Here is a 9,845-nt window from a genome sequence, read left to right as displayed (position 1 = left end):
AAACCTTTTTGACCAAAAGTACAAGCCCATTTTTTACCAATTGCAGTGCTTTTTGTTTTTTTTCTATATTGCTTTTTGCATCCGAAAAATTAGCTTCTTTATGTTAAAATGGTGCGAAATATAAGTTCTATCAACTCCTTTATTTTATTTTGCTCCAGTTTATCGAAAAAGCACAAAAAGCAAAAATATTTGTATGCGTTAAAACGCGTAGGTATGTCATTGCGGATTATGTTATTACGCTATCCGCCTCTGTTCTCAAGCTTTTTGATAGATTTTAGATGACATAGAATTGCCGAAGCGGCACACAACAGCGCCCCGGCAGCGAAAATGAGAAACCCCGTTCCCCTGCCGCCGCCCGTACCGAAAATCTTTCCCATACTGCCGGCGAGCGCGCCGCCGTCGAGCAGCAAGGGAGTGAACACATAATCCGCAAGCACGCCCGAAAGCGCATAAGCGGCGACGTATCCAAGCTGGGAAATGACCCCGATAAGCCCCCACGCTCTGCCTTGCAGGTCGTTTTCGATATTGGTGCGGATGAGAAAATCCAGGCTTGCGTTTGCAAACGGGAGCATTGAAAAAAACAGAAACCCTGAAACACAGATAAGTACAATGCTTTCGCGCATCCCGAACACCGCCATGAATATTCCCGAGCAAAACAGCGAAGCCGAAAGCATTTTCACATAGCCGCCTTTTATCGGAATTATTCCAATAATCACGCTTGCCGCAAGCATTCCGGAAGCGGAGATTGTTAAAACCGTTCCTAATGCGGAGCTGTCGGAAAAAGCCAGTATCGTCGGTGTGGAAAGAGTCTGTATGAAGCCGATGGAAAATGTGATTGCCGACGTCATTATCACAAGTACAAGCACGCCTCTTTTTTCGTTAACTGCTCCCCAGCCTTCCTTGAATTCGCGGACAAATGATTTTGCACGTTTATATTTCTTTGTTTCAAGGCCGTTTCGCACAACAAGCGTTGAAATAACGGTCACAAAAAAAGTGCAGATATCGATTATAAGAAGCAGCTTTATATCCGAAACGGCGAGCAGAAACCCTGCAATGACGGGAGAAATCAGGTATCTTGCCGAGCCTGCCGCCTGGACAAGGCCGCTTGCCTTTGTGTACTGCTCCTCGCTGAGCAAATCGGTAACCGTGGCTTTATACGCGGGTTCAAGCAGCGATGAAAACACCGAGCTTATTGTGACACCCGCGCAAATCTGCCACAACTCTACTTTCCCGCATAGCATGCAAATCAGGATGAACGCAACCCCAACCGCGGACAGGCTGTCTCCCATCACCATCAGCAGCCTGCGGTCATAACGGTCTGCGAGCACTCCCGCCGCCGCGCTTAAGAGAATCGACGGCATAAACGCAAGCAAGGTTACGAGCGCCACTGCCGAAGCCTTACCCGTCTGCGCAAAAACGTAAACTGAAAGCCCGAACGACGTCAGCCCGCTTCCAACAGCCGATACAAGCTCTCCCGTCCACAGGAGCATAAATTTTTTGAAGGATTTCCCCGGATTATTCATGACAGTTTCCATGCCTGTTTCCAAATATCTTCATAATGCACATGAGACTTCCGCTTTCGGCGCCGAGCAGCTTTTCCGTATTGAAAATAAACGCCTTTATGCGTAAAGCGCGCTCTTCGTCCGTCATTTCAGCCATATAGTCAAAAACGATATTGGCATATGCGATAATCATTTCCATGCATTCATACGGGAACGGCGTGCTGAACTGTCCCTGTTCAATGCCTTCGCGGATTATTCCTGCCAGTATAGGAGTAACGCCTTTGAGTATGATCTTTTGCATTTTTTGATGCATTAGCGCGTTCTGCGGCTTGTGAATATGCTTCATGATTTCTCTGCCGTTTTCGCCGCTTATGTTCATTGCCATTACAACTCGGACAATGCGCTCGTTTACGGGTATGCTCCTGTCTGCGGCAATTTCCTGCGCCGCGCCTAGAAGACGGACTTTATACCGCTCAATAAGCGCATCCATAATATCTTCCTTGGACTTGAAATGATGATACAGCCCTCCCCGCGCAATTCCCACTTTTTCGAGAATATCGTTCGTGCTCGTGCCGTCAAAGCCCTTCCGGCGGAAAAGCTCATCCGCCGCGTCAAGTATCTCGTTTTTGCGTTCCTCGGCATCCTTTACAATCCTCATTTTTACACCTCCATATATCAGACCGACTGCCTGTCTGTCTAATGTATTATATAATAACATGGCTATTTTATATAATCAAGCAGATTGGGGAAAATTATGTCTTTACCCCCGTTTTGAAAGCGTCTGGATAGGTTCGTTCGGTCTGACGGCAAGCCACGGACATAAACAATGGCCCGAGTGTATTGACTTGCTTCCCGTTGTGTGATATATTTATAACAATAAGTTAGAAATATATCACACAACGGGAGGAATACAGTTGAAAAACAAATTGGGCTATTTAAGTCTTCTCGCATTATTGGGCATTTTGGGATTTATTACGGACAATAAGGCATACCTGGGATTCTTAAGCTTCCTCTACTACATCCGGTATTTCTTTGTAATACCTGACGAATTGTTCAAAGCCAATGTTCAAAAAGCGGCGACGCCTGCGTTTTTTACCGGGCTTGCGTCATCGGCGGTTACGATTATGCTTAAAGCGCTGCTGAACAACGACGCGCTGCTGCCGGTCGGGATGGGGCTTGGGATGGCCCTGTCCATTTTTGTATTCACCGTCATTCTGCTTGTGTGTGAACTGAGGGAAAGCGGCGCCGGCTTATGATAATCAAGACCAGGATCAAGGAATACAGGACAAAACACAGTATGACGCAGGAAGAATTGGCGGTTTTGGTCGGCGTAAGGCGCGAAACGATCGTCCATTTGGAAAACGGCAGGTACAATCCGTCCTTAAAGCTGGCGCTTGACATAGCGAAGGTTTTTCATGCAAGGGTCGAGGACATCTTTGAAATTTCGGAAGAATGATGAGGGGGCAGATATGAACAGGTTTATAAGTTACCTGGTTAAATTAAAATGGCTTGGCTTGATAGGGCTACTGGGAAGCATCACCGGCAATGCCTATCTTAAGCTTTTCTGGCTGTTCTTTTTGCTTGGGTTTATTGAGATATTCAGCAATCTGCCGGTGTTTTACCAGAGCATACAACAGCTTCTTGCTTATCCCTTGATATTATTCCGCCATCGTTTTTGCCTGCCTTCAAAAGAAAACAGCACAACTAGGGTGGAATTCATGTTGCCGTTTCGGGGGCGATGGTATGTAGCCAACGGCGGCGTGGATAAGAAAACCTCCCATTCCTGGCATGTTTGGCCGCAGCGCTATGCCTATGATTTCGTCATGGTCGATGAAAGCGGGAAAACCTTCTCCGGCAATGGTAAGCGATTGCAGGATTATTACTGCTACGGGAAAGAAATTTTGGCACCTGCCGACGGCGAAGTTGTAAGTATGGCCGACGGGCATCCGGAAAGCAGGGTATATGGCGACAGCAGGATAGAATGCAGGGCGAAAGATATTCGCGGAAACTTTATTACGCTCAAACATAATGAAAAAGAGTTCAGCACCATCGCCCACCTTATGCCGAACAGCATAACCGTTACCTTGGGCCAGAAGGTTGTCCGGGGGCAGGTGATCGCCAAATGCGGCAACTCGGGGAACACAAGTGAACCCCATGTGCATTTTCAATTAAATGACGGGAAATGCTTTTTCGCTTCCGTAGGGCTGCCTGTCAAATTTAAAAATGTATACGCAACGGAAAACGGGGAAACGCGCCTTGCGGAATATATCGCAAAAGGCCAGCTTGTGGAAAACGGCCGCCCGGTTCAGGTTCCCTGAATAACCGAACGCAGGAGCAAAATGCACTGCGGGGCAGAGTAAGCGGCATGAACTTTATAATCATATTATTGGAATAAGTCAAAAAACCTTTTCAATTCTGCTTTTGTTTCGCAGTCCAAATAATGCCACCTTATACCTTGGATGGCGCCTTCAAGCGCACAGAGTGAGTTAAAACATGTATCTCCTTCAAGCAAACGCAGCTTGATAAATGCCTCTTTGCTGCCGGCTTGCCTCAAAGCTTCGGCGTCATTTATTCCTGCCTTGACCAGGCGTTTTTCCATTACCTTACCAATATTCGGCAGGTCGCTCAATCTACCCATGGTCACACCTCATCAAAAGCGTTCAAAGCAATCGAAAGTGCTTTGATGACCTTGTTTCCACCTGCGGGTAATCCGAGAAGAACTGCACTTTTGATGTCTTCCCTTGAAGCGCCCAATTCTTTTGCCCTCTTAACATGAAACGGAATACCGCTTTCCAATTCCACAGCTGCAAGCACTGCGATATATGCTATTTCCTCCGTTTTTTCATCAAGGCTGCAAGCCGTGTCAAGCTTTTGCACTGCCTCCATCCATGCTTTTGAATGCTCTGGCGCTTCTTTCAAAAACACCTGAAATGAATTGCTTACATTTTTGTTATTCATGGTTTTTTGCCCTCTTTTTGTATCTTATGCTATTCTTTCCTTGGACCATTAGGGCACAACTCCTTTTTGAATGTCGTTGACACCATTCATTATATCGGATTATCGGAGTTCGGATAGTGTCTTTCCATGCCTTCATGAAATTGCGAGCTCAATTGTATAGCATCTCTTGGGCTGAACGTAATATGCTCCCTACTTTTCCACTTCATGTTCGGCGCTTATTGTTGCTTTTCTCGATATATCCTTTGCAGCTTCTACAACGGCTAGGATATCCTTCTTATTCGGATGATTGAATTTGATTAACAAGAATCCTCCGGGACAGGTAATCTCATCGACAACTTCGATACCCTTTCTGGCAAGAAGTGCGCGAATATCTTTTTGACTACGATTGCTGGCTGATGCACTGCTCGTCACTACTATCACCTTGCTGGTAACGGAAGCGTCAAGCTTTTCGGCATAAGATATAAGATCAGGATTGCATTTGCCTGCATAAATACCCCCAACAAGGAAGAGCAGCCCGGATGCTTTTGGCTGAGGATGCAGTGTGACGTTTATCGCGTCAACACCAAACTCTTTTCCGATTGCCTCTGCCAGTTTTTTTGAGTGTTGCGTTTTGGTTGCGTAAACAACGCTTACGTTATCCATAATTATACCACCTTCTGCATTACTTTGTTCTTTTTTGTGGTTTTATTTTGGTAATACAATAACGATCTTGCAGAGATCATCGGTCATTAAAGTGCTTTCAACGGAAATGTTCTGAGCATCGATTTTCATTGCGGCAGACAGCATGGCGATCATGGGGTCAAGACACCATCCGTTGCAAGGGTTAGCTCCTCCCATCTTCTTTGACAGCGCACAGAGCTTGCACGAAGTCGTTGTGGCTATGTAGCCGTCCGTAGTTTTCTCCACGGACCAGTTCGCGCACCCATAGATTTCCGACAGCTTGCAAAAAACATCCTCGACGCTTTCAATGCCTAATTGCTGATTCAGATAGGGTGCGGTCTGCGCCTGTCTTTCTTTCCTCTCCTTAACAATCGTATCGAGCACTTTTAGCTTGTCGTACGTGTTGACCGTCTCCGCAATGGATGCTGCGTACGTATATTGCAGCATAGCCAGCCTTTTTTCAATATCCATCATTATCGCTCCTTTGATAATATTATTCCGGCATTTTCAAGCGCCGGTTATTTTAGCGGTTTTTTTGTTCGGCAAAGAACACTCATACGCTCCCGCGCAGGACAATGGCAATTTCTTCCCGGATTTCTTCTTCAGGCAAATATCTGTTTTTCACGACTATATTTTCAATCATTGTTTCCAGCAAATGGACTAAAGTGCGTACAACCGCAATACCGTTGTCGGCATTCTTCAGATAAGGTCGCAAGAACTGACAGTGACGGGGAAGTATGGTCTTTTCCCACTCGTCCATAATCCCCATCAATTCTTCATCGCCGTCAAAGGATAAATAAACCTTTATCCCGAGCCGATAAACCTGTTTGTCATAACTGCTCAGGGCATTCAAATCATATACAAACTTGGTATAAAAATCTATAACGTTGTTCATTTTCAAGAGGGAGGCCTGCCTCTTTATAAGGCTGAAAAACTCCTTCTTGATGATTTCGTCAAACAACTCTTTTTTGCTTTTATAATAATAATAAATCACAGGCAGGGAGCAGTTCGCATCTTTGGCAATATTGCGCATCGTCGTTCCATGGTATCCGTTTTTGTCGAAATGCTCGACTGCCACTTCCTTTATTCGCTCTTTTAAATCCTTGTTTGACATAACGCCGCCTCTATATCTAACGTTCGTTATAACTATATCATGACAATAATCAGAATGCAATATGTTACCATAATTTCTCTCATATATTGGATGACTTTTTTGAGAGGAAGGTTGCCAATGGCATGTTGCACGAAAAAAAGCGATAAGTCCAAAACACGTTCTGCGGAGCATTTCGCAAAAGGACGGTTCGCTGAAAATAGAGAGTCCGGCTTAGATTTCCTGCATAACCGAACGCAGGAGCAAGACTCCTTCCTGGATTTCCCTCGGTTCCAAGTGCCCGAAGCCTAGCAGAAGCTTGTTTGAATGCTTTCCCTTTCGTATGGCATGTCGATCTACTGAAGCGACCCGGATTCCGTTTTCCCTGCACTTTTTAATAAAGGCCTCGTCGAACCGCATGGACATAAATTCCACCGCGAGATGTAAGCCGGCGGCGTCGCCGCAGGCGCGCCATCCGTCCCCGAAAGCATCTTCCAAAGCGGCGAGCAGCACGGCTCTGCGTTCACCGTACAGCTTCCGCATCCTCCTTAGATGGCGGTCGAACTTTCTTGTCCGCATAAGCTCAGCCAGTATCGCCTGTTCGAATTGGGGATTTTGCACATCCGCATGCATTCTCAGCTCGCGCCATTCGGGCTGCAGCTCTTTCGGCAGGATAACGTAACCTATGCGGAGGGCCGGAAACAGTACTTTGCTGAAGGTCCCTACATAAACAACCCTCCGCGGATCCATGGCATAAAGCGGAGCGACCGGTTCTCCGGTATAGCGGAATTCGCTGTCGTAATCATCCTCAATAAGATAGATGCCGTTTTCCCTTGCGTAACGGATCAGTTCCGCGCGGCGGCCGGCAGGCAGGATGGGGCCTAAAGGAAACTGGTGGGAAGGCGTGGTGTAAACCGCGCCGGCCGAAACCCCGTCAAGGCATTCCGCCTGAAGCCCTTTTTCACCGACGGGTATCGGTTCAATTTCGCATCCCGCGTTCAGGAATGTCCTGAGAATGCCCGCATTGCAAGGGTCTTCCACCGCGATTTTTTTTCTGCGGCCGGAAAGCATGCAGGCGATGATGTGAGCGCGTGGGTCGCGCCGGATGTTATAAAAATATCTCCGGCATCCACGTTCAAGCCCTTGCTCCGAAACAGCCATGAAGATATTTCGGCTCGCAGCTCCAACGCTCCCTGCGGATCGGCGTAGCCAAATTGCTCCAAGGGCATTTCTTCAAAGGTCTTATGCGCGAGCTGCTACAAAAGATACCGCGGGATGAGCCGCAAGTCGGGCCATCCCGTCTTAAAATCGACTCTGTACCGTATTTTGCCTTTTTCATAAGTATTTGAAGTGCTCTCGGTCGGCCTGTCGATGCATAAGCCTTCGGCGACGCGGGTCGGGGCACCCTGACGGCTCAAAACAAACCCTTCGGTTATCAGCATATCATAAGCCTCGCACACCGTATGGCGCGAGACATCGAGATGTTCCGCCAGCTCCCTTGTGGAAGGCAGAGCTTCCCCAGCTCTCAGGCTGCCGTCTAAAATTCGGTCTTTCAATGCCTGATATATCTGGCGCTTAATAGGAATTTCGCTTTGACGGTTTAATTCAATTCTGTACATTATTTTTTTACGCCTCCGCTGGACTGGTTAATATCGTGCTAAACTGGAGCTTTATACATACCAGTTTGTCAGGTACAATTATATAGCGTATTCGGTCATTATTTCAAGCAAGTTAGGGAGAAACATTATGAATCTTTTAAGACCTCAGTTGAAAGGCTTGCTTTTTTTGACAGGCGCTTTCGCTTTGGCCGGAACCTCCGTGATATCGGCAAGGTTTGTCGCGGGAAGGCTGGGAACGTTTACAATAACCGCTGTAAGCCTGTTTATCGCACTGCTGCTTCTTGTCCCTCTGGCGGGAAGCAGGATAATCGAATCAGTCCGGGGCGCGTCTGCGCGGGATTGGGCCTATCTTTTCCTTCAGGCGCTGTTCAGCATTTTCCTTTTCCGCATGTTTTTACTTTTTGGCTTGCTCCATACAAGCTCCGCAGAGACGGGCATTCTCACCGGAGCGGCGCCGGCGATAACCGCCGTTCTTGCCGGACTGCTTTTAAAGGAAAAGATGGGCGCGTGCAAGATAATCGGCATACTAAGCACAGTAGCGGGGATTATTTTCGTTCAGGGCCTGCTTATGCCTGGAAAATGCTTCATGACGGAACACATACCAGGCAATGTTCTTGTATTGTGCGCAGCGGCGTGCGAATCCCTTTTCAACGTTTGCTCCCGCGTCGCCGTGGTTAAAGCGCGTCCCGATTATAAAGCCGCCATGCCGCCGATGGCAAAAACCGCGCTCGTATCCTTTATCGCCATGTCTCTCTGCCTTATTCCGGCCTGCTTTGAACGACCTGCCGCCCTGCTTGCCGAACTGGGACTGCAGGGATGGCTCGCGCTTATATGGTATGGAGTGTTCGTCACCGCGCTGGCGTTTCTGTTTTGGTACTCGGGAATCAAGCGATGTCCCGCCTCTACCGCCGCCACCTTTTCAGGGATAATGCCGTTTATGGCGCTTTTGTTGTCGGTTTTGATATTAGGCGAACACGCCGCCATACAGCAATGGTGCGGCGGAATACTGGTCATTTTCGGCATGGCACTGATAGGGTTCGAGAGCAGCAGATCGGGAAATCGGGAAATCGTTTAAATTGGGAAAGGATTGGTGAGTCAAAATGCTTAAGATCCAAAATGAATTGCCTAAAGCATCAAGCAAATGTTTGGCAGGCATTCTTGTCATGTCGGGCGTCAGCAACCTTAATTTCAGCGAAGCGCTGGACAAGGCAAGACGCAAGCTGGAAGAGGAAATCAGGGAGATGTACGGGACGTTGCCCCGGCAGGAATTGAAGCAAATTTATCCAATGGGAGCTTATGTCTCATATTACAAAAAGTTTGGCTACACATATCATGTGCTCCAGCAATTGGAATCAATAGCCCACGGCAAAAGCATTCCGAATGTTTCCGCGTTGGTTGAGGCGATGTTCATGGCTGAACTAAAAAATATGCTTCTGACCGCCGGACACGACCTGGAAAAAATAAGACAGCCGATCATTTTAAGACAGGCGTCTGGAGATGAAAGCTATATGGGCATTAACGGCAAGCTTGTAAAAACAGTGCCAGGAGACATTATGATAACGGATGGGGAGTCGGTTGTTTCCAGCATATTGAAAGGGCCGGACAGCAGGACGCGTATTGGGGAGAAAACGCGTCAGGTTTTGTTTACGGTATATGCTCCGGCCGGAATAGACGAAAAGGATATTGTCCGCCATTTAAGCGATATTGAATCCAACGTGCGCGTTTTCTCGCCTGATGCCGAAACGCATGCTAAAGATGTGTATGGCAATATCCAATAAGGCTGATTCTTGGACTTTGAGGCTAAGTACATCTATCTTGTTTCGTTCAGTAAACATTTTCAGTCGTGACAACGACAAACAGTAGAAATGATACGACATTCAGAAGGGCGAAACTTGCATTGCACCATATTTCGCAAAGAAAAAATGAAGCAATATCCATGAGTGCGAAAAATGAAAATTCGGCATGACAACACCTGCCGAAATTAAATAGAAGCTGAGCGTATGGCGGGTGCTGCCG

12 protein-coding genes and 1 pseudogene are annotated in these 9,845 nt (G+C 47.3%); 5 read left to right on the top strand and 8 right to left on the bottom strand.

Annotation, left to right across the window (positions count from 1 at the left end; all coding sequences use genetic code 11):
- Positions 1 to 239 precede the first annotated feature (239 nt).
- Both HPY74_17985 and HPY74_17980 read right to left on the bottom strand, forming a co-directional pair.
- Positions 240 to 1,523, bottom strand: a complete 1,284-nt coding sequence (locus HPY74_17985; protein NSW92515.1) for an MFS transporter — start codon at positions 1,521 to 1,523, stop codon at positions 240 to 242.
- Entirely contained in the window at positions 1,516 to 2,160 is a 645-nt protein-coding gene (locus HPY74_17980; protein NSW92514.1) for a TetR/AcrR family transcriptional regulator, read from the bottom strand. Before HPY74_17980 ends, HPY74_17985 begins: the two co-directional genes overlap by 8 nt.
- Positions 2,161 to 2,416: 256 nt before the next feature.
- Between HPY74_17980 and HPY74_17975 the strand changes: the two genes are divergently transcribed.
- The 3 genes from HPY74_17975 to HPY74_17965 are packed head-to-tail and all read left to right on the top strand — an operon-like array spanning position 2,417 to position 3,820.
- Positions 2,417 to 2,758, top strand: a complete 342-nt coding sequence (locus HPY74_17975; protein ID NSW92513.1) for a DUF3796 domain-containing protein — start codon at positions 2,417 to 2,419, stop codon at positions 2,756 to 2,758.
- Positions 2,755 to 2,958 carry a helix-turn-helix transcriptional regulator gene (locus tag HPY74_17970; protein NSW92512.1) on the top strand — a complete coding sequence of 68 codons (204 nt, stop codon included), beginning with the start codon at positions 2,755 to 2,757 and terminating at the stop codon, positions 2,956 to 2,958. The genes HPY74_17975 and HPY74_17970 overlap by 4 nt, the downstream gene beginning before the upstream one ends.
- Positions 2,939 to 3,820 (top strand): M23 family metallopeptidase, encoded by an 882-nt coding sequence (locus HPY74_17965; GenBank protein NSW92511.1) that lies wholly within the window; start codon positions 2,939 to 2,941, stop codon positions 3,818 to 3,820. The genes HPY74_17970 and HPY74_17965 overlap by 20 nt, the downstream gene beginning before the upstream one ends.
- Positions 3,821 to 3,885: 65 nt before the next feature.
- Here the strand turns inward: HPY74_17965 and HPY74_17960 are convergent, their stop codons facing one another.
- From HPY74_17960 to HPY74_17935, 6 genes and pseudogenes are all read right to left on the bottom strand, one after another.
- Positions 3,886 to 4,140: a TfoX/Sxy family protein gene (locus tag HPY74_17960; protein NSW92510.1), complete on the bottom strand. Its 255-nt coding sequence runs from the start codon at positions 4,138 to 4,140 to the stop codon at positions 3,886 to 3,888.
- 2 nt (positions 4,141 to 4,142) lie between these two features.
- Positions 4,143 to 4,460, bottom strand: coding sequence for a carboxymuconolactone decarboxylase family protein (locus tag HPY74_17955; protein NSW92509.1), 318 nt, complete (start codon positions 4,458 to 4,460; stop codon positions 4,143 to 4,145).
- A 189-nt stretch (positions 4,461 to 4,649) separates the two neighbouring features.
- Entirely contained in the window at positions 4,650 to 5,102 is a 453-nt protein-coding gene (locus HPY74_17950) for a hypothetical protein (protein ID NSW92508.1), read from the bottom strand.
- Between the two features lie 42 nt (positions 5,103 to 5,144).
- Positions 5,145 to 5,594, bottom strand: a complete 450-nt coding sequence (locus HPY74_17945) for a hypothetical protein (protein NSW92507.1) — start codon at positions 5,592 to 5,594, stop codon at positions 5,145 to 5,147.
- Between the two features lie 79 nt (positions 5,595 to 5,673).
- A complete protein-coding gene (locus HPY74_17940; GenBank protein NSW92506.1) occupies positions 5,674 to 6,234 on the bottom strand; it encodes a TetR/AcrR family transcriptional regulator in 561 nt (186 codons plus the stop codon).
- 210 nt (positions 6,235 to 6,444) lie between these two features.
- Positions 6,445 to 7,829, bottom strand: a pseudogene (locus HPY74_17935) (PLP-dependent aminotransferase family protein).
- A 127-nt stretch (positions 7,830 to 7,956) separates the two neighbouring features.
- Between HPY74_17935 and HPY74_17930 the strand changes: the two are divergent.
- Together HPY74_17930 and HPY74_17925 are read left to right on the top strand one after the other, a co-directional pair.
- Positions 7,957 to 8,904: an EamA family transporter gene (locus HPY74_17930; GenBank protein NSW92505.1), complete on the top strand. Its 948-nt coding sequence runs from the start codon at positions 7,957 to 7,959 to the stop codon at positions 8,902 to 8,904.
- A 25-nt stretch (positions 8,905 to 8,929) separates the two neighbouring features.
- A complete protein-coding gene (locus tag HPY74_17925) occupies positions 8,930 to 9,607 on the top strand; it encodes a hypothetical protein (protein NSW92504.1) in 678 nt (225 codons plus the stop codon).
- Positions 9,608 to 9,845 lie beyond the last annotated feature (238 nt).

The sequence above is a fragment of the Bacillota bacterium genome (genome assembly GCA_013314855.1).
In the GTDB taxonomy this organism is placed as follows: domain Bacteria; phylum Bacillota; class Clostridia; order Acetivibrionales; family DUMC01; genus Ch48.
This window is presented reverse-complemented; position numbering and strand designations above follow the sequence as displayed.